This is a genomic window from Chloroflexota bacterium (assembly GCA_016887485.1).
Classification (GTDB): Bacteria; Chloroflexota; Anaerolineae; order Anaerolineales; family Anaerolineaceae; genus Brevifilum.
Window position 1 is genome coordinate 2,260,952 of sequence record CP069394.1, and the last position, 19,881, is coordinate 2,280,832.

At 51.1% G+C, this 19,881-nt stretch carries 18 protein-coding genes; 4 read left to right on the top strand and 14 right to left on the bottom strand.

The window, feature by feature from the left end; genetic code table 11:
• Positions 1–8: 8 nt before the first annotated feature.
• A complete protein-coding gene (locus JR338_10310; GenBank protein ID QRN82801.1) occupies positions 9–1,190 on the bottom strand; it encodes a hypothetical protein in 1,182 nt (393 codons plus the stop codon).
• 282 nt (positions 1,191–1,472) lie between these two features.
• On the opposite strand from JR338_10310, the gene JR338_10315 reads away from it, so the two are divergent.
• From JR338_10315 to JR338_10325, 3 genes are read left to right on the top strand one after another with little or no spacing between them, the layout of a single operon-like run.
• Positions 1,473–2,210, top strand: a complete 738-nt coding sequence (locus JR338_10315) for a VWA domain-containing protein (GenBank protein ID QRN82802.1) — start codon at positions 1,473–1,475, stop codon at positions 2,208–2,210.
• A gap of 4 nt (positions 2,211–2,214) precedes the next feature.
• A complete protein-coding gene (locus JR338_10320) occupies positions 2,215–3,837 on the top strand; it encodes a DnaJ domain-containing protein (GenBank protein QRN82803.1) in 1,623 nt (540 codons plus the stop codon).
• A 14-nt stretch (positions 3,838–3,851) separates the two neighbouring features.
• Complete coding sequence (locus JR338_10325) at positions 3,852–4,418, top strand: VTT domain-containing protein (protein QRN82804.1); 567 nt, start codon at positions 3,852–3,854, stop codon at positions 4,416–4,418.
• 11 nt (positions 4,419–4,429) lie between these two features.
• Here the strand turns inward: JR338_10325 and JR338_10330 are convergent, their stop codons facing one another.
• Genes JR338_10330 through hydA form a run of 4 tightly spaced genes read right to left on the bottom strand, consistent with a single transcriptional unit; the run spans position 4,430 to position 9,507 of the window.
• Complete coding sequence (locus tag JR338_10330; protein ID QRN82805.1) at positions 4,430–5,842, bottom strand: hypothetical protein; 1,413 nt, start codon at positions 5,840–5,842, stop codon at positions 4,430–4,432.
• Positions 5,839–6,450: a hypothetical protein gene (locus tag JR338_10335; GenBank protein QRN82806.1), complete on the bottom strand. Its 612-nt coding sequence runs from the start codon at positions 6,448–6,450 to the stop codon at positions 5,839–5,841. The genes JR338_10330 and JR338_10335 overlap by 4 nt, the downstream gene beginning before the upstream one ends.
• Before the next feature lies 1 nt (position 6,451).
• Entirely contained in the window at positions 6,452–8,068 is a 1,617-nt protein-coding gene (locus tag JR338_10340) for a hypothetical protein (GenBank protein ID QRN82807.1), read from the bottom strand.
• A gap of 17 nt (positions 8,069–8,085) precedes the next feature.
• Positions 8,086–9,507: a dihydropyrimidinase gene (hydA, locus tag JR338_10345; protein QRN82808.1), complete on the bottom strand. Its 1,422-nt coding sequence runs from the start codon at positions 9,505–9,507 to the stop codon at positions 8,086–8,088.
• A 285-nt stretch (positions 9,508–9,792) separates the two neighbouring features.
• Here hydA and JR338_10350 point away from each other — a divergent pair, with 285 nt between their 5' ends.
• Positions 9,793–10,002 (top strand): cold-shock protein, encoded by a 210-nt coding sequence (locus JR338_10350; protein ID QRN82809.1) that lies wholly within the window; start codon positions 9,793–9,795, stop codon positions 10,000–10,002.
• Between the two features lie 120 nt (positions 10,003–10,122).
• On the opposite strand, the gene JR338_10355 is transcribed toward JR338_10350, so the two are convergent.
• The 9 genes from JR338_10355 to JR338_10395 all read right to left on the bottom strand — a co-directional run bounded on the left by JR338_10355 (position 10,123) and on the right by JR338_10395 (position 19,862).
• On the bottom strand, positions 10,123–10,689 hold the full coding sequence (locus tag JR338_10355) for a hypothetical protein (protein QRN82810.1): 567 nt from the start codon (positions 10,687–10,689) through the stop codon (positions 10,123–10,125).
• 262 nt (positions 10,690–10,951) lie between these two features.
• Positions 10,952–12,418, bottom strand: coding sequence for a pyridoxal-phosphate dependent enzyme (locus JR338_10360; GenBank protein ID QRN82811.1), 1,467 nt, complete (start codon positions 12,416–12,418; stop codon positions 10,952–10,954).
• Between the two features lie 106 nt (positions 12,419–12,524).
• Positions 12,525–13,475, bottom strand: a complete 951-nt coding sequence (locus JR338_10365; GenBank protein QRN82812.1) for a glycosyltransferase family 2 protein — start codon at positions 13,473–13,475, stop codon at positions 12,525–12,527.
• Positions 13,472–14,719 (bottom strand): threonine synthase, encoded by a 1,248-nt coding sequence (gene thrC, locus JR338_10370; GenBank protein ID QRN82813.1) that lies wholly within the window; start codon positions 14,717–14,719, stop codon positions 13,472–13,474. Before thrC ends, JR338_10365 begins: the two co-directional genes overlap by 4 nt.
• Before the next feature lie 84 nt (positions 14,720–14,803).
• On the bottom strand, positions 14,804–15,751 hold the full coding sequence (gene arcC, locus JR338_10375; GenBank protein QRN82814.1) for a carbamate kinase: 948 nt from the start codon (positions 15,749–15,751) through the stop codon (positions 14,804–14,806).
• A gap of 30 nt (positions 15,752–15,781) precedes the next feature.
• The gene (locus tag JR338_10380) at positions 15,782–16,762 is read right to left on the bottom strand and encodes an ornithine carbamoyltransferase (protein ID QRN82815.1); all 981 of its coding nucleotides are present in this window, start codon (positions 16,760–16,762) and stop codon (positions 15,782–15,784) included.
• Positions 16,763–16,827: 65 nt separating this feature from the next.
• On the bottom strand, positions 16,828–17,781 hold the full coding sequence (gene pyrB / locus JR338_10385; protein QRN82816.1) for an aspartate carbamoyltransferase: 954 nt from the start codon (positions 17,779–17,781) through the stop codon (positions 16,828–16,830).
• Between the two features lie 53 nt (positions 17,782–17,834).
• The gene (locus JR338_10390) at positions 17,835–18,566 is read right to left on the bottom strand and encodes a GntR family transcriptional regulator (GenBank protein ID QRN82817.1); all 732 of its coding nucleotides are present in this window, start codon (positions 18,564–18,566) and stop codon (positions 17,835–17,837) included.
• 51 nt (positions 18,567–18,617) lie between these two features.
• Entirely contained in the window at positions 18,618–19,862 is a 1,245-nt protein-coding gene (locus JR338_10395) for a YgeY family selenium metabolism-linked hydrolase (protein QRN82818.1), read from the bottom strand.
• Positions 19,863–19,881 lie beyond the last annotated feature (19 nt).

Genomic DNA, 19,881 nt, shown 5'->3' on the forward strand with positions numbered 1-19,881 from the left:
CTGCTGGTTCAGTCCTTGAAAATCGCGTTATACGTTTCGATTGAATCCCGGAGGGAGTTTAATGAAGCCATCATCCGTTTGATATCCACCTTACCGACCTGCTGCAGGTTGTCCTGCAGGGTTTCCAGACGGTCTTCGAAATTGTCGATCCTTGTGCCAAGGTTCTCCAGGTTGCGGTTCATTTCACGGTGTTGCTCTTCCTGCGAGAGGATATAGTTGGACCATCGTTTTTGGTCATCAGATTTGAAAGTGGTCCATTCTTGGCGGAAGCGATCCTCATTGAGGCGTTGGATTTCTGTGATCTCGTTGATCCGGCGTTCAAAGCGCTGGGTAATTTCGTCCATGGCGTTCTTGGATTGCTTGATAGAGCGGTGGGTGTCTTCCAGACTGGTCAGTTCCGTTTCAATTGCCGTGGTGATTGTTTCCATGGCCTCAAAACGACTGCCCCATTCCTTGAAAGTCCGTTCGCGTTCAATCTGACCCAAGTTGAGTTTTTCCATGAAGGCATTTTGAGCTTCCCGGCGCTCGGATTCAGCTTCCAAGAGGTCCTTGATCCTGGTTTCGAGCTTGCGCATGTTATCCGCTGAAAGGTCCTGCTTTCCGCGAGTCTCATCCTGACGCTGACGGATGGCTGCCATTTCGCCCTGAAGGTCCATCAGGCGCTTTGAATCCTGACGGCGGGATTCTTCGATCAACCGCATGGAGCGACGGTAATTCTCGTCCACCCCTTCAACCTCACTGAGGCGGGTATTATGTTCCTCAAGGGTGCGATTGATCCGCTGGTTTTCTTCCTGGGACTTTTGCAGGGAGCTTTGAATGGGTTCCAATTCCTGGAAACGGCGCTGCACACTGATGAAGGTCTGGTTGATCCCTTCAATTTCCTGACCGTGTCTCTCTGAGATCATGGACTGGTCGTGAAGTGAATCTTTGAGCGACTCAGCCTGTTTCGTGGCCTCCGTTCGCAGGCCGGAGACTTCCATTTCAAACTGTTCCAGCTTGGCCATAAGGGTGTTCAGGCGGGTAATTTCACTTTCCATATCCGCCAGGCGGGTGCGGAGAGCGGTGTTTTCAGTATCCAGATTCTCAAGTTTATTCTGGAGAGCGGCAATAATGGTTTTGTCATTGTTGCGTTCGCTGTCCAGATATTCAATCTGTTTTTTTAGTTTTCCATAATCCAATGTATCATCCATACTGTTCACCTATCTCGTTGGGGTGATAAAAAACCCGAAAAATATGGGGTTTGTTCGTCAATTAGTGACCCAAATTATACTCAATAAATCATTGTTTTGGTTTTAGCGCATAATTTAAGCATTTGATGGTTCGGTAGATAAATGCTTTTCTGAAGTTCAATAGGATATTTGATAATTAATGAATATAGATTTAAACTTTAAGGTTTTATAAATGTAGCGTCATAAAAAAAAGTTTAATATCGACTAAAATTGTACTACGACGACAAAAGGAGCAATTGAGTGATGGAAAATAACAACGAGTTTGAAATCTCAATTAGCGGCGGGGAACAAAAAGGTATTGTTCATCAATTTAGTAATGCTGTTGATTTTGATGATCTTGAACGGATGGTTAAACCTGCCATTGACCTTGTTTTTGTGATTGATACAACGGGTTCAATGTCCAGAAAGATTGAAAGTCTGCTGGCAACCTGTGAACGTTTCGTAGATGAGTTTGCGTCAATGGACTTGGATCATCGGATTGCTGTGGTCGCTTTTGGCGATTTACGGGTTCCACATGACAGAATTGAGCGGACTGGCTTTACGTCAGATATTGATATTACTCGGAAAAGCCTACGCAGTATTCCACGATTTAATGGTGGGGGAAATCAAGGTGAATCTCCCTTGGAAGCCATTCAGGCAGCCAGAGAAATGTCTTATCGGTTGGATGCTGTAAAAGTATTGATTTTAATCACAGATGAGCCGGCCCACCAGGATAAATTCACAGCGGCTGAAATGACTTCCTTACTCACAGAGGATGAATTCTTGGTTTTTGTTGTTTCGCCATCGCTTAATTATTACAAAACGATGGCCAAGAAAAATGGTGGCAAGTGGTATCAAATCTCAGCGAATACCGATTTTACAGATCTTTTGGATATGTTCAATGATTTGGCCGCTAAAGTTTCTGATACAGTCTCAAATGTCTATAAATTGAGCGACGGGAATGTGTCCCAATATTTACAACTAAATTCTCCAGAGGAATAATAAATTGAGTAAAACTGAGAAGGACTTTTATCAGATTTTAGAAGTATCTCCTGAAGCGACTCAAGAAGAAATTCAGGCAAAATATCGTAAGCTGACGATGGTTTTTCATCCTGACTATGCAAGCAATACACGCCAAAAGGAATATTTTGAGGAAAAGTTAAAAAACATCAATAAAGCTTATGGCATTCTATCAAATCCAGCTGAACGTAAGATTTATGATTCCCAATTTATGGCTCAATCGCGTAAACGATCTGAAGTTTTTGAAGTCTCGCCCAGAATTGTTGATTTTGGTACTATGGTTTCTGGGGAGGGTAAGAGCAGCATAATTATTTTGGATTATGTAGGCGAGTCTGAGAAACTGAAATTTGATCCTCCTTCATGTTCGTGGCTAAAATTTGGAAAAATTACAAAACTTAATCCCCCCGAGAAATTGCCGATCCAAATTGAACTTGTAGCTAATGCTGACGGATTAACTGCTGGGCGTAATTACGCAGAAATATTGTTATTTGGAATCGGTAACCAGGTTGCGAAGGTATCTGTAGTATTAAAAGTGCAGGACAATCCTAAAGAACCTACGGTACCGAGAACCTTTCGTTTTCGTTCCGGGGACATAGCTCAAAATCCGATTGAGCTAGTACCTCTCTGTGACCGCCATTGGGATGAAGCTAAATCATATTTATATGACAATAAACAGTTTATTCAATGGTTCATTGATATCCGGCGAAATGATCTTGTCGCCCTGGTGGAAGAATCACGAGAAGCAAGTAATCAGGACATTGGATTAGAGAACTTCCTAAAGGGTTTGAACCCCAAGCTGGTCGGTCCAAGAATTTCAATAGAGACAAAGCTGCGAGACATTCCAAAGTATGATTTCTCTTCATCAAAGCAAGCTCAACCGAAAATAATCATTAAGAATGGCGGTCGGGGGTGTTGTTTTGGCACTGTTGATGTAAATAGCAAAGAAAAATGGTTGACGCCCAGAAACCATGATTTTTCTGTGCCTGCTGGAAACACAATTGAAATTTTGCTTGATGTTAAGTCTTCTGCCTTGATCTGGGAAAGCCGGCACTCCGCAAAAGCGACGATAACTTCTAACAGTGAGAATCTGAAGAAGGGCGATTATACATTTACCATTTCAACGCCCCGTTATCCTGGGCTCACTGAAGTTGAAACGCTCCGGAGTGAAGGGAAATGGCAGTTAGCCTTTGAAAAATTAGAAGAAATTAGTAACACCAGTGAAGTCAACCCAATTGCTGAGAAACTTAAAGCTTCAATTACAGAAGAAAAGAAGAAATTCCTGATAAAGGTTTCTTTGATCAATTTTTTTCTTTATGCTGCAATCGGTGGATTTGCCACGAATATCTTCTGGTACCCAGATTATACATTGGGCATAGGAGTGGTTGGTGCTTTGCTTGGGCCGGTTGTTGGACTTGTTTTCAATACGTCGGTGGGTGGAAAAAAAGGCCGAACATGGGATTATGTATTTAGTATTTTGGCCCCACTTGGTGTTGTACTCGCTGTGGCTTTGCTTGCAGGACTGATCTATCTCGTTGTGCAAATAATCATCGGTTTATTTTTACTAATTCTTGTCTTTGCAGCAATTGGGGCCATTCTGGGCGGTGGATAGGGGTTATCGGTAAAATGGCGGAGCGAAAGCGGTTATTAATTTTTCGAGACCTTATATTGCCTATTGGAATTATGGTGGGGGCTACCCTGTTGGTAACCCTTTATCGTGATGAGATAAAAGGCCTTGCCACTTTTGGTTATTCAGGAATTTTTATTGCTTGTTTAGCAGCAAATGCCACGGTTTTTCTACCAGCTCCCAGCTCAGCTATCGTTTTTGCCTTTGCCAGTATTTACTCTCCGCTTTGGGTTGCCTTAGTGGGCGGTTTAGGGGCGGCTTGTGGTGAGTTAGTCGGCTATTTTGGGGGTCTTTCGGGGCATAGGTTGGTTGAATCGACAGCTATCGGGCTTAAAGTGCAGAAATGGTTTTCCAAACACGCTGTACTGACAGTCTTTGTGTTAGCCTTCCTGCCCATTCCAATTTTTGATCTTGCTGGTGTATTGGCTGGTGCTTCAAAAATGAAACTCTCCGTTTTTCTTCCTGTTGTCAGTGTTGGGAAAGTGCTAAAAATGGTAATTTATGCATTATTAGGGGCAAATATTATTCCAGGATTGTCCGCCTATTTCAACGACGCCTGGAAATAAAGCCTAACTTTCTATTTCAATTGGCTAAAAGCTGTCAAAGTTTGGAGGATGTTGGATAGAAGCGCCTGAGGGAAAAGCCCGATGATAATGAGGATAATGACCATTCCTACAACCGGGATTATTTCATCCCGATGCTCTGATATCCGCCACTGCCTGGGTTCGTCCTCGGGAAGAGGCTTCACCAGGTGAATTAACAGGCGGAGGGTGAAGAGGAACAGCCCTAAGGCGCCGATGAACCCCCAAATACCTAAAACCGGGCTGCTATTGAAGGCCGCCGACAGCAAAGAGAGCTTGGTCGGAAATTCCGCCAAGAGGGGCATCCCTGCCACACTTAATTGGGCCAATAACAAGCCAATCGAGAGGATGGGGAATTGACGGGCGAACCCATCAATTTTTGCCAGGTCGGTGGTACCAAGGTGATCTTCAATCAGGGTCAGGATATATCCCCAAAGCCAATAGCTCAAGGCCCGGGCAGGCATTAATGCCATCAGCCAGGTCAGTCCACCGTCGTTAGCCAGGCCGATTGCCAGGAGGGAGAAGCCTGTCTCCACCAGAGTTGAAAAGCCAAAGGCGCGCTTCAGGTTCTTTTGCACGGCTGTCCAAGCGCCACCCAGGGCGATCATGATGATGCCGATGGCCTGCAGTATTTGATAAAGCCCTTCGGCCTCCCGTAAGAAAGTATAGCGGTTTAGGAAATTCAGGCTGAAAATCATCACCACGGAGGGGATCATGAACTGCAGGAAGCTGGTGACCAGCGGGTTGCTGGATTCAAACACCATTGGCACCCAGGAGTGGAAGGGGAAGACCGCCAGCCACAATGAGATGCCCAGCCAGAGGATCAGAGCGGATTGGAGGATCAGGGGGCTTTCAGGCGGGAGGGCTTCCACGCCGGAAAGCAGCCAGCCCGCGAGCAGTATAAAGGGCATAGCCAGAGTCTGAAGCGTCAGATAACGCAGGATGCCTGGATGGGGGGCTTTTCCCAGTGGGGAGAGCATTGGGATTGAGAACAAGACCGCCGTTTCGATCAACAGAGCGGCATAGAGGAAGGGCTGCACGCCCAGAGCGGCTGTTAGCAGGGCTGTGACGGCCAGGCTGGTCGGACGGAAGATCTTCGAGACGCCCTTGATGCCGCTGCCCAGCGCCCAGAGGCCGGTGAAGAAATAGATCATGCTGATGAAGGGCAGGATTTCATATCTGAGCGTTATCTCACGGCCCAGAATGCCCAGGCTTTCCGTGAAGGTCAGGTTGAGCGGCCCAATGGCGAATTCCATTGATGCTGGGAATGTATAGGCCATGACAGAAAGCGCAAAGGCGGTGATGCTGGTCAGCAGGATGCTGAATTTCTTGCGGTTATAAGCGGCAAGAGCCACTAACGCGATGCCGAAAGGCAGGAGGACCCAGAGGATCGGGGTGCTGAGCGTCATTGTTGATCCTCCTCGCTTTGAACGATGGCAACTTCCTCGTTGATTTTGACGATGAAGTAGACCCCCACCAGCGACAGGCCGAGATTGACAATAGCCAACAGCCCTGTCAGCAGGGTGGAAAGCTCAAGACCGGCGTAGATGATCTCAAAACCGGAGAGCAGGCTCAACAGGCTGACGATCGTCAGAAAAGTGCCCTGGGTTGTTCCTAGTTGCATCAGTGCAAGGCCAACCAGCATCAGCCCACCTTGCAGAACCAATAAATCCAATCCGGGGAACATATTGGCTTGCAGTTTGGGGGCGGCGATGAATATCGTCAGGATGACCAGCAGCCCAATCAGGCCGCGGAAGATGAAGCTGGAAGGCGTTTCCGAGAAAAGAGGTATATTCTCCCGCCGGAAATAGGTCAGCGAAATGGCCGCGGTTGCCATCCAGCCGACGATCAGTTTGACCACTGCCATCCCAACCGGCCAGGATTGGGTGACCAGGGTAAAAGCACCCAGATATTGCAGAACCAACGCAACGGAGACAATTCGCCAATCCCGAAAGACCAGGATGCTCATTGCGGTGATGACGATCAGCACGAAAGCGAGTACGGAGAGGATTTGCATTTTAGAAGTAGCCTCCGCCAGCAAACGCTGAGATCAACAGCAAGAGCAGTAAGAGCGTCCAGAGGATGCCGCCTTCGCCTTCCAGAATTTTGGAGAATATCTGGAGAATTCGCCCGATGAAGCTGTAGATGGACCAGAGGAGCCGATAGAGCCATTCCAGGCGGAAGAGTGGTTCAATTCGGGGGGAGACCCAATCGAGGATACCTGCCAGCTTGCTACTGGCCGGAAGCTGCAGATAGGGCGCTGAAATGCCCAGCCGGCGGATCAGGATAAATGCGATGAGCGCCAGAACGGAGCTGATGAGCGGGAGCCACAACCTGCCCACTGTGAGGGAGCCGGGCCATCCGATCAGGTCCAGGGTCAGGATTGCCTGGATGATGATAATCAGCCCTAAGGGGTAGACAACCCGTGACCAGGATTCCAACGCGCCAGCCTCACCGCCTGGCTGCAGGATGCGGTTGATATACCCCAAAACCATCAACGTGTGCACCAGGATGAAGAAGACCGTCCAGAGGTTGAAGCCATTGCCCACCAGCCCCAGCCAGCCGCTGGCAAGCGGCGTGTAGGGCAGGCCGATCAATCCGATCAGACCAAAGTAGAGCAAGAAGTTCATCCGCTGGACGCGGGGATAATACAGGAAGAGCAGGCTGCCCGGCAGAAGCAGTGCCAGTCCCCAAGGCAGGCTGGCCTGGGGCTGTCCGTTCAGGACCGATACCGTGGCCAGTGACGCCAGGGCCACAATCCAGAATGGTCGTCCTTCGATTTCATCCTTGGCCGAAAGCCACCGAAAAGCCGCGTAAAGGGCGGAGATTGCCAGCAGCGCAAAGAAAATCCAGGAATAGCCGCTCAAACTTTCAGGCAGGATATTCGCGGGCAGCCGGGCTAAGAGCACCAGACTGGATGCTACTGGAGCCAGCCGCAGGATATTCCCACCACCGCGCCGCAGGACCGGCTCGTGCAGGAAGGGCATATTCAATGGAAGCACGCCCAGCCTCAGGCCGGCCGCGATCAGGAAGAATATGGCTGCATTTTGTGGGATTGCCGTCAGATCGAATGATCCTACGGATTGCCAGCCGATCATTGTGGCCAGGAAGAGCATCAAAATGGAGGCCATCCGAACGCCATAGGCGACGATGATCCGGAAGTTGAATTCAGGAGTCTCTGCCAGACGCAGAAGATAGAACAATTCAAAAAGATCGGCAATCGCCCAGACCGCCATCATCGTCAGGCTGGTCCCGGCTTGCAGGGCCACCAATCCCAGGGCGGTTATGGTCATGCTGGCCGCCCAGGCGCGGGGTGTGCTGTCATAACGGGCGCGGGCTGCGCCGGTCAGCACAATGGCCAGGGTGATGGTGATCAGCGCCAGGACATAGGGCCAGGATTGGTAATCCAGAATCAGCGAAAAACGACCCAACAGATCCAGGTCGGTGCCTTCCCAGGAAAGGATGGGCAGCGTGGTGGGCAGCCTTAGGCGGAAGATAAAGACCGTCAGCCAGGCGAAAACACTGGCGCCGGTCGCGATCAACCAGGCCGTACCGAATTTGGGGCGGACGCGGTCCAAAATGGTGATGACCAGGGCGGCCACCAGCAGAAATCCAATGGGAAGCAGGATTAACATCGGGAATCAGTTAGGGCTCAGGCCAGGATTTCGCCTTCACGCCGGTGCAGGAATTTTCCCATACCGGGTTTACCATACCAGTTGCCATGATCCACGATCTTCTGCCCGCGCAAGAAGACCATTACAGGGAAGCCCTTGAGCTGCCAGCCTTCATAAAGGTTGTAGTCTGTGCGGTGCTTGGCGACCTCAACGCCATAGGTCAGTTCCTTGTTGGGGTCCCAAATGGCAATGTCGGCATCCGCACCGGGGATCAGGGAGCCTTTCTGGGGGTAAAGCCCGAAGATACGGGCCGGGTTGGTGGCATGCAGGGCGACGAACTGGTTGGGTGTCAGCCGGTCGCTGTCAACAGCTTCAGTCCAGAGTACCGGCATCCGGTCACCCACGCCGGGCAGGCCGTTGGGAATCTTGGTGAAATCGCCTCCACCGAGTTCTTTACCGGGGATGGCGACGGGCTTGCCTTCGTAGTCGATCGGCTGGGTGCCGTCATAGAAGAAGGGGCAGTGATCGGTGGAGACGACCTGGATGATACCTTTCTCCAGACCTTCCCAAACGCGCTCGTTATCCGCGCGGGTGCGCATGGGTGGTGAACAGATCCATTTAGCGCCATCGGGACGGCGCAGATCGTTTTCGTCAAAGAACAGGTACTGTGGACAGGTTTCGCCCATCATATTGAGGCCGTGTTCGCGGGCATATTGCAGCTGGTCCACTTCACCGGCGGTGTTCATATGCACGAGATAGAGCGGGGCATCGCCAGCCTGAGCGGCCAGGGCGGCTGCCCGCAAGGACGCTTCCACCTCACCCCAGGCGGGGCGGGTCTTGGCATGATAGATTGGATCGGTGTTGCCGGCCTGCAGGGCTTCTTCGACCAGGATGTCAATCACATCCCCGTTCTCTGCGTGCACCAGGGTCAGGATTCCGGCCGATTTGGCCACCCGCATCACCCGAAAGATCTCGCCATCCTGCAAGCGCAGGCGGCCGTTGTAGGCAGTAAAGACCTTGAGGCTGGTGATCCCAAGATCGGGCAGACTGAAGATCTCCTTGGCCACGTCTTTATCGAAGCGGGTGATGTTCATATGGAAGCCGTAATCTAGTGCAGCTTTCGGGTCCGCTTTGGCACGCCAGCGATCAATATTTTCCGCCAGGGTGCCTTCATCCTGAGGAACAAAGTCGATTACCGTGGTGGTGCCGCCAAAAGCCGCGGCTTTCATCCCGGTGTAATGGTCATCGGAGGATACCGTGCCGAACATTGGCAAGTCCAGGTGGACATGGGCATCAACCCCGCCCGGGAGAACATAGAGTCCTGTGGCATCAACGACATCCGCGTTGGGATGGGAAAGGTTTTTGCCAATCAGGGCGATCTTTTCATTTTCAATGAGAATGTCGGCTTTATAAGTTTCACTGGCCGTGATTAAGGTGCCGTTTTTTATCAAAGTAGCCATTTTGATGCTCCAAAATATGCTGATGTGGATAAATTTTCCTCGTTAATGATTTTAGCAGATATTGGGTAAAAGGATAAGCCGCCGGAATTTGTGGCGTGACCATGAGTCATTCTCTAAAATTGTATGATTGACAAATTTATTTTATATGGTATAGTGGTTGTTGAAGTGAAGTCAGTTTTTGGAAAGGTAGCGACCATCCAGACTTGCGGAGACTGGGTGGTGCTTTTTTTTCCACTAATGAGGACTTCACAATAGTCAACACTTTTACAAAAGGAAACAGTTAGAATGGCAGAAAAAGAAATTGGAACCGTGAAATGGTTCAATGATGCAAAAGGCTTTGGTTTTATCGCTCGTGAGCAGGGAGATGACGTATTCGTACATTTCTCCGCGATCACTGGTTCAGGCTTCAAATCCCTGAAAGAGGACCAGAAAGTCGAATTTTCCGTGGAACAAGGCCCCAAGGGTCTTCAGGCCAAGGATGTCCTACCCCTGTAAGTCGAGAGACTTAAATAATTTAGAAAACAATACCGGCCAGGTTTCCGCAAACTGGCCGGTTATTATTTTAATATTGGGGGATTGTGAATGGTGAATACTCAACCAATTTTTCCTACTTGCTTATTTTGAACCAAAGGAGTTGAGGCCTCCCAATAGGGCCAGGATGGCTGGGTCCAGGGCTGTATCGGGGAGCGTATCAGCCTGATATTCATTGGACTGTAAGGCTCGCTCGCGCAGGGAATGCCACAGCACTTCCCGTTCCTCCTGAGCTTTGACTACCAAGTCGTTGATCGTCTGGGCGGTTTGGAATTGTTCCCCTGTGGTATAGAAGAAAGTGATCCGTTTCCAGTCACTGGCCGGGATCGGGTGTTCCAGGCGTTGCAGGGGACCGATCTGTAATTTGAAGTATTCCTCCTGCGCCCGGGGGTGATTAGGCTCATCCCTAATCAAGTCGCGCCGCCGGGTGAGCTCATGACCGAGGATGCTGGCGACATAAGCGATCTGCCAGCGCTCCGCCTTGCCAAAAACCTTGGTTTGGTAGAAAGCCAGGTAATCGACAGAGATCACCTTGGGTGCGTTTTTCAGTGGAATGCGATACCAGCCAAACAGGCGAGCGATGTCGAAATCGCGCTGGGAGGGCAGGATGGCGACCAGGATCAGGGCTGTTTCAGGAAGGATGCTGCTCATGATTTCCCCTTTGTTTGTGAGGTCTTTGGGATTCTATCATGGAATTCATCGTGGGAGAAAGGCTGTCACATGCGCTACGCGGCATGTGACCTACTTATTTTCCTTACTTCTTGTCATTGCGAGCCCCGTCAGGGGCGTGGCAATCCCAGAGGCTGCTTTCCTGGCGAGATTGCTTCGCTACGCTCGCAATGACAGGGTAATTTAATCAAAAACTCCCGGCATCTTGCATCCGGGAGCTTTTGATTCAACTGTGAAAGGGAGATTAGAGCAGTCCAACCTTGGCGTTGAACTCCTCGATCTTTTCATCAATAGCGGGGATCTCGGCCTGGAGTTCGGTCCAGTAATCACGCTGGTACCATTGGTCCTTGATCTCCTGATAGGTCTTGCCCTGTTGTTCAACCCATGTGAAGTACTTCAGGTTATGGATGCGTTTCTGGCCAATGTAAGTCAGGTCTTCGAGGTAATCGGTAGCGAGGCCCTTCAGCCAGCGGCTGTCATCAACGGCTGCGGCTTTCTCGGAATATTCGCCCATTTCCTCGCGCATTTCGTGCAGACGGCTGTTGTAAAGTTCCATTGAGTCGGTCAGAACGGTCACAACGATGTCGTTCTCGGTCAGTTCACGATATTTCGCGACTTTGATGGCGGAGAGCACGTTGGAGATGCCGGAGAAGCCCAGCAGGTCCAGGTTTTCAACGAGTTCAGTGGGTACACCGGAATTCACCAGGTGCGTCTGGCCTTCGGGTTCGTTGAACAGGCGGGCCAGATTGACAACAGCGTTGTCGTCAATGGCGACCACAAAATCGGTGTTGCTGGCATGATGAATCCAGGGCACGTGCTTGTCGCCGATGCCTTCGATCCGGTGAGCGCCGAAACCGTTCTCATAGAGGGTCGGGCATTGGACGGCTTCGGAAGCAGCCACGAAACTGCTGGGGAATTTCTGCTTCATGTAATCGCCGCTGGCGATTGTCCCGGCGGAACCGGTGGCGGAGACCATACCGCGGTAAGTGTCTTTGGGACCAGCGAGTTGCTGGACCAGTTCTTCAATAGCATGGCCGGTGATGTCATAGTGCCAAAGGTAGTTGCCGAATTCATCAAACTGGTTGAAGATCATCAGGTCTTCACCGGAATTGCGCAGTTCCCAGCACTTGTCAAAGATTTCTTTGACGTTGGATTCGGAACCGGGGGTCTTGATGGTTTCGCCGGCGATGCTGGCGAGCCACTCGAAACGTTCCTTGCTCATCTCTTCCGGGAGGATCGCGATGGATTCGCAGGCCAGCAATGCGGAGTCATATGCGCCGCCACGGCAGTAGTTGCCGGTGGAGGGCCATACAGCTTTTTGCTGGGTGGGGTCAAACTGACCGGTGACCAGGCGGGGTACCAGACAGCCGAAGGCTGCGCCGACTTTGTGCGCGCCGGTGGGGAACCACTTGCCAACCAGGGCCACGATCCGGGCGGGGGTGCCGGTCAGGCTTTCGGGGAATTCGATATAGTTCAGGCCGCCAAAAAGGCCACCGGAGGCTTTAGGTTCGTTGTGCCAGGTGATCCGGAATAAGTTGCGGGGATCCAGGTCCCAAAGACCAACGGTTTTCAGTTGTTCTTTGATCTTGTCGGGCACCAGACTTGGATTGCGCATTTGGGCGAAGGTGGGGATGATGATGTTGCGCTCGCGAACGCGTTGAATCGTTCGTTCAAGTCGATCAGGAAAAACGGTGAGGTCGATTTTTGCCATTAAGGGACTCCTTGGTATTTGTCAGACAATTACATGTCTATTATATCCTCTTTTTAGAGGATTGTATTTTGAGATTTTGGACTAATCCGTTTTATAGAAGGCTCGTTTAGGCTTCCGGGTTTTCCATGTCTTCGGGGGCTTCGGCGACGATATAGAGCGGGCGTCCCTTGGCCTCATCATAGATCCGGCCGATGTATTCACCGATGATCCCCAGGCTGATCAGTTGCACGCCACCGAGGAAGAGCACAATGGTCAAAGTGGTGGCTTGCCCCAGCAGGACTGTCCCTGTTGTGAGGCGCAGGATCGCAACCACGGGGATCGCAATCACAGCCAAACCGGCGCAAATGAAGCCAAGGTAGGTGGCCAGCTGAAGGGGGAAATAGGAAAAACTGGTGATGGCGTTCAAAGCCAATTGGATCATTTTCTTGAGGGGATACTTGGTCTCACCGGCAAATCGGGCATGGCGCTTATATTCCACACCGATCTGTTTGAAGCCTACCCAGGTAGACATCCCGCGCAGGAAGCGATGCTTCTCGCGCATCTTATCCATCACAGCTACAACCTTGCGGTCCATCAGGCGGAAGTCGCCGGTATCCAGCGGAATGTCAACATCGGTGATCTTATAGATCAGCCGGTAGAAAAGTGCGGCAGTGGTTTTCTTGAACCAGGTTTCGCCCTCGCGCTCAGATCGCACGGCATAGACCACCTCGTAACCCTCGCGCCATTTTTCAATGAGTTGAAGGATCACTTCGGGCGGGTCTTGCAGGTCGGCGTCAATGATGATCACGGCGTCACCGCGGCTGAAATCCAGTCCTGCGGTCACGGCGATCTGGTGACCAAAATTGCGGGCAAAGATGATCGGACGCACCCGTTCATCGTTTTCAGCCAGCTTGCGGATGATCTCTGTTGAGCCATCCTTGGAGCCGTCATCTATGAGGATCAGTTCCCAGGGTTCGCCGGTCTGATCCATCACATCGCGCACCCGCGGATAAAGCTCAGGGATGTTTTCCAGTTCATTATAGATCGGCGCAATAATAGAAAAGGTAGGTTTTTTCATTGAAGCACCTTTTTCACTGCTGAAAGCGTCGGTTCAATGATTGGCGCTTCCTGGACGGCCTGCATCGCAGCTTTGACGTCCTTGAGGCCGCTGCCTGTGCTGAGCACCAACACCGGATCATCCGGGGCCACGACATGCTCATCCACGGCTTTCACCAGGCCGGCATAGGCGGTGGCGGCGGCGGGCTCAGCAAAGATCCCGACCTTACCGAGTTCGGCAATCGCATTCAGGATCGCCTGATCGGGGACGATCAGATAGGTGCCGCCGGTCTCTCGGGCTGCCCGGACAGCGCGCACGCCATCCCGCGGCAGGTCCACGGAGATGCTGTCGGCCAGGGTGCTGGCGCTGACGGGTTTGATGTCTTCATCGCCCTGGTTAAAGGTGTTGGCAATGGCGGCGGATCCTTCGGATTGGACGCCTATGATGCGCGGGATCTGCGGCAGCCAGCCAAGGGCATGGAGGTCTTTGAAGCCTTTATGCACACCGGAGATGATGTTGCCATCGCCCACCGGGACGAAGACGGTCAGAGGTTTGCTGCCATTGGGGAGTTGGCGGATGACCTGTTCCCAGATTTCGAACCCAGCGGTTTTCTTGCCTTCAGCAGTGAAGGGGTTGAAGCCGGTGTTGCGGTTATACCAGCCGAAATTCTCGGTCGCTTCAATACTGAGGTCAAAAGCCTGGTCATAGGTGCCATCCACCAGCAGCACCTGGGCGCCGAAGACGATCAACTGAGCAATTTTGGCGGGTGGGGCTGTGCGGGGGGCAAAGATCACAGCCCGCGAGCCAACAGCTGCTGCCATTCCGGCCAGCGCTGCACCGGCATTGCCGGTGGAGGCGGCCACGGTCACTTCCGCACCGATCTGATTGGCACGGGCGACGACGATCGCACTGGCCCGGTCCTTGAATGAGGCGGTGGGATTGGGGCTTTCATCCTTGATCCAAAGCTTTTGAAGGCCAAGTTTCTCGGCCAGGCGGGTGGGTTGGTAGACGGGCGTCCAGCCGGCACGCCGGAGAGGTGTTCCCAGGCCGCCGGGATCTCCCACAGGCAGCAGGTTCAGGTAACGCCAGAGCGAGGCTTCGGGCAGGTTCATGAATTTATCTGGGGAGTATTTGGCTTTAAGGGCTTCGTAATCGAGGATGACGTTCAAGTTGCCGCCGTCTTTGGGACAGGTATAGGTCACTTCATCGGGGCCATATTCCGCGCCGCAAAGTGAACATTGGTAATGTGAAAATTTGGGTGTCATAGTGAATTTCCCTTGAACCAGGACTTGAATATTATGCAGAAAAGGGCTGCTATGTTGATTATAACAGCCCTCGTTTTTTGGAAATTAGGGAAGAATCCAGGTGCCTGTTTTTCCATCCAGGGCTTCACCGATGTGTTCGGGGTCGGTGATCAGCGCTTTCTTGCCGCCAGCTTCCAGGTATTTGATGATCGCCTGGACCTTGGGGAGCATGCTGCCCGGTTTGAAGTGCCCTTCTTCGATGTATTGCTTGGCTTCCGCCACAGTCATCTGGTCGAGCCATTTGACATCGGGGGTGTTGAAGTTCAGAGCCACTTTCTCAACAGCGGTGCTGATGACAAAAAGGTCCGCATTGATGTTGACTGCCAGCAGAGAGGAGCCGAAATCTTTGTCGATCACGGCATCCACACCCTTGATGATGCCATCTTCGGATTTGACGACAGGGATCCCGCCGCCGCCAACGCCAACCACAATGATGCCGGCTTTGATCAGGGCATCAATCACGGGCGCTTCAACGATTTCCTTGGGGAGTGGGGAGGGAACAACCCGGCGCCAACCACGTCCGGCATCTTCCACCACAGTCCAGCCTTCTTTGGATTCGCGTTCTTTCGCGTCCGCTTCGTCCATGAAGGAGCCGATCGGTTTGGTCGGGTTTTGGAAGGCAGGATCTTCTTTGCTGACAATGGTCTGGGTCACAACAGTTGCTGCGTCTTTCTTGATGCCGCGGCGTTCGAATTCATTGTGCAGGGCTTTCTGGAACATGTAGCCAATAGCACCCTGAGTATCCGCACCGCAGTAATCCAGCGGCACTTCATGCAGCTCGTGTTTGGAAAGTTCGGAACGACGCAGGATGAATCCAACCTGGGGACCGTTCCCATGCGTGACGACCACATCCCAGCCTTTTTCGATCATGTCCACAATGTGGCCCATGGTCTCCTTGGCTGCATCAAATTGGTCTTCAACAGTTTTATGAGCTTTATCTTTAATTAATGCGTTACCGCCAACGGCGACAACTGCAATTCCCTTTTTTTCCATTGGGTTATTCTCTCCTAATAGTGGTTGAATTTAGGCCATGGTCAAAGCCATGACGGCTTTCTGGGCATGCAAGCGGTTCTCAGCTTCATCGAACACCACAGAATGCGGGCCATCGATCACGCCATCGGTCACTTCGATGTTGCGGTCGGCTGGCAGGGGGTGCATATAGATCGAATCATCCTTCGCCAGGGCGATCTTCTTCTCGTCGGTGATCCAGCTTTCGTACTTCTGAGTGATCTTGGTGATTTCGGCAGGATCTTCGGTGGTGATCAGGGGGCCCCAGGATTTGGCATAGACGATATCGGCATCTTTAAAGCCTTCTTCCATGCTGTCCACGACCTCAAAGCCGGTGTTGTACTTACGGGCTTGTTCTTTGGCCTGGTCCATGATCTCGGGCATCAGTTTGAACTCTGGTGGGTGCGCCAGGGTGACATCCAGACCGAAGCGGGGCATCTGGAGGATTAGAGATTGAGGCACGGAGATCGGTTTGGAATAGGAGGCTGCATAGGCCCAGGAAACGACGATCTTCTTGCCGCGCAGGTCACGGCCTTTCTTTTCCCAGATAGTCATCAGGTCGGCCAGGCATTGATGCGGATGATAGAAGTCATCCTGCATGTTCAATACAGGCACTCTGGAGGCTTTGGCAACCAGGTTCAAATAGCGGTTGCCGATGCCCCAGTCACAATGGCGGATGGCGATGCCATCGAAATACCGGCCGAGGATCTCGCCGATCTCGGTTTCGGTGTCGCCATGGGAGATCTGAGTGGATTTGGATTCGATGAAGGCTGCATGGCCGCCCAATTGGGCCATGCCGGCTTCGAAGGAGCATCGGGTGCGGGTGCTGGAGAAGAAGAACAGCATCCCCAGGACTTTGTCGCGCAGGTAGGCATGCGGCTCATGCAGAGCGCGTTTGCGCTTGAGATCAAAAGCCACATCCAATACGGTTTCGACCTCTTCCTTGCTGAAATCGAGGTCGCTGATCAAGTCACGTCCGCGTAAATCGGTGATCATAGGGTTTCTCCTTTAGTCTCATCGGGGTGCCATGAAATTGATGGCACCCTGAAATTTGGGTAAAATTACTCGGTTGCGCCGAGAACAAGGGCCAGGAGGGCCATTCGCATCACAACGCCATTGAAGGCTTCCTGCCAATAGCGGGACCATTTAGTGATATCCACATCGGGTGGAATTTCATCCATTCGAGGCAGGGAGTGCAGCAGAATCGCATCGGATTTTGCTTTATTAGCCAGCAAGTCGCGAGTGATTTTGTAGTTGGAGGGCGTCATGCCCACATCGCCATCGCGCTCGTCGCGGGATTTTGTGTAGTCAGGCTGGACTACAGGTTCCACCAGGATTACATCGGCATCAGCAATTGCTTGCTCAACATGTTCAACTTCTTTGTAATCCAGGCTGTACTTGTTGAGTTCGGCTTTCATTTCGTCCGTCAGGGACATTTCTGGTGGGGAAACGAAGGTGATCGGGCAGTCGAACTGGGTCAGACCGAAGGCCAGGGAGTGCATGGTGCGCATCCGCATATCGCCGACAGCCAGCCATTTCAAACCATCCAGATGGCCTTTCTCACGCAGAACAGTGTAGAAGTCGGTAAGGATCTGGGTGGGGTGTTCACCCCATCCGTCGCCACCATTGATCACAGGGACGGATGCCCATTTTGCGGCTTCAGCAGGCGCACCCTGCTGGAAATGGCGCATCACGATTACATCACCATAGAACTCTAGCATTTTGACGGTGTCTTTGATCGATTCCTGATAGAAATCTCCGGCACGGGTCATCTTGGCATCGGAGAAGCCGGTCACCTGGCCGCCCAGGCGGATCATCGCTGCTTCATGGGCCAGCCGGGTTCGGGTGCTGGGCTGGTAGAAAGCGGTGACCAAGGTTTTTTCCTTAAGAAGATCGGAATTTAGCCGGTTACGAGCGATGGGTTCAACTTCTTCGGCGATTTCGAAGACGCGGAAAAATTCATTGCGTTCGAAATCCTTTAATGATAGTATGTCACGACCAGAAAAACTACGCATGATTCTACTACTCCTTTACATGATAAGGTAAGTTGTTTAAAGGTGGTGCGCTATTAGGGAGTCACACCACCAATTTTCCGAATAATGTGTAGACGGAAATACCCAGGCAAGAAGTAGCTGTAGGAATAGTCGATAGGGTTACCGTCGTCGTCAAAAAGAAGACCATTAAGCAGGAGCAGGGTATCACCGCGTTGGATATTCATTGCTTTGGCGACTTCTGCGGGGGCGCTGATCGCGCTTATCTCGGTCTTTGAAATGGACAGCGGGGGTTCACCGAGGTGAATCAATAGATCAAGTACTGAGCCTGTGAATCGGGTTGACAGGGCTTCGGGAGAGATCATATCCTCTGGGAGGATATCTACCAAATAAGCCACAGGAGAGCTATCTGAGAGGATAACTCTGCGTACTTCAAGTAGAGAATCACCAATTTGGATCTCGAGTTGGTTTGCAAGGTGGGCGTCAGTATCGATGTGGGTGATTTTCAATTCACCCATCTCCAAATGGAGGTCGATTTTTTCAGCCAGTTTTTCAAGGCTTTCTAATACTTCAAGCCCCGAATCAATCACGCGGGTGGGGCCGACCACAAAGGTACCTAAACCTTGACGCCGCCGAAGCATGCCCTGGCTCTCAAAGGTGCGCATGGCTTCCCGTAAAGTCGCTCGGGATACGCCCAATTGATCCGCCAATTTGGGTTCAGATGGCAGCTTGGTTCCCTTCGGCGATCTTTCTATAAGGTCCCTAAGCTCATTCTGTAAACGCTGATAAGTTGAAGGTTCTGTGGTCATGCCTTTTCCTGATTGTAAGTTATAAACGATCACTTGAAAAATGATGTGGAATCAATTCATTGGATAGCTGAAGGTTTCAAGTTCCAATTGTTTGCCGATCAGATGACTGATTACTGCATAGAATTCTGTGGCTTTGACGACATCATTTAGATTTACACTGTCTAGATCTGTGTGAGCTGTTTCCTCGTCGCCAGGGCCAAAGCCAATCGATGGAATTCCAGCCTTACCATTCCAATAAATACCATTGGTAGAGAAATCCCATTTACCGACTTTTGATTCTGGCAACCCGATTAATTCCCGCGCGTGAACGCCCGCCTCTACCAGCGGGTGATTTTCGTTGGTTTCACAGACTGGAAAATATTTTTCCACAGGGAAAACGAAACCTGTATAGGAAGGTTCATTGTAGAAAAGGGGTTCAATCGTTATTGAATCTTCAAATTCTGTTGGGATTAACGCCCGGATTTGTTGTAAAGCTTCCTCTTTGGTCTCACCGTAGGTCATCCGGCGGTCAATGTAAATCACTGCCTCATCAGGAACGGCATTGATTGAGGGGGTTTGCACTTTCATATCCGACACTGTTATCTTTCCAGGTCCCAGGAAATCATCATTTCCCAATTGGGGTTCCAGGTTGCGGATTCCCTCAATCACAGGTAACAAAAGGTAGATGGCATTTTTGCCCAATTGGTTGGACGCGGCATGGGCGGATTTTCCTTTTGCCGTGACTTTGAACTCAATCCGGCCTTTGTGCCCCCGGTAGATATTCATCTTGGTTGGTTCGCCAATGATGACGAAATCCGGTTTAATCCCCGGATCTTCTTCAACAAAGCTGTTGGGAGCGATGCCGTCGCACCATTCTTCCATATTCCCAAAATAATAAACAGTCCAATCGTCCAATAAACCCAAGTCGCGTGCAATTGCCAGGCCATACACCATTCCTGGCGTGGAGCCTTTATCATCACAAGTCCCCCGGGCATAAAACATGTCGCCTTCAATTTTGCCAATAAAGGGATCCCATTCCCAGGTGGTAGGATCACCAATTCCGACAGTATCAATATGGGAGTCAAAGACAATGGTCTGTTTACCGTTTCCGATTCTGCCTAATATGTTCCCCATTTTATCTAGGCGGACTTCGTCATAGTTTAGTTTAATCATTTCAGAGCGAATTCTCTCGCAGACCGGACCAATCTGTGAGTCCATACTTGGAATAGCGACGATCTCTCGCAAGAATTGTATGATGTCTGAGCGGTTTTGTTCAACTCTTTTGTGAATTTCATTCAGTAGTGAAGCGGTGATCATTTTTCCTATTTTTCCTTTG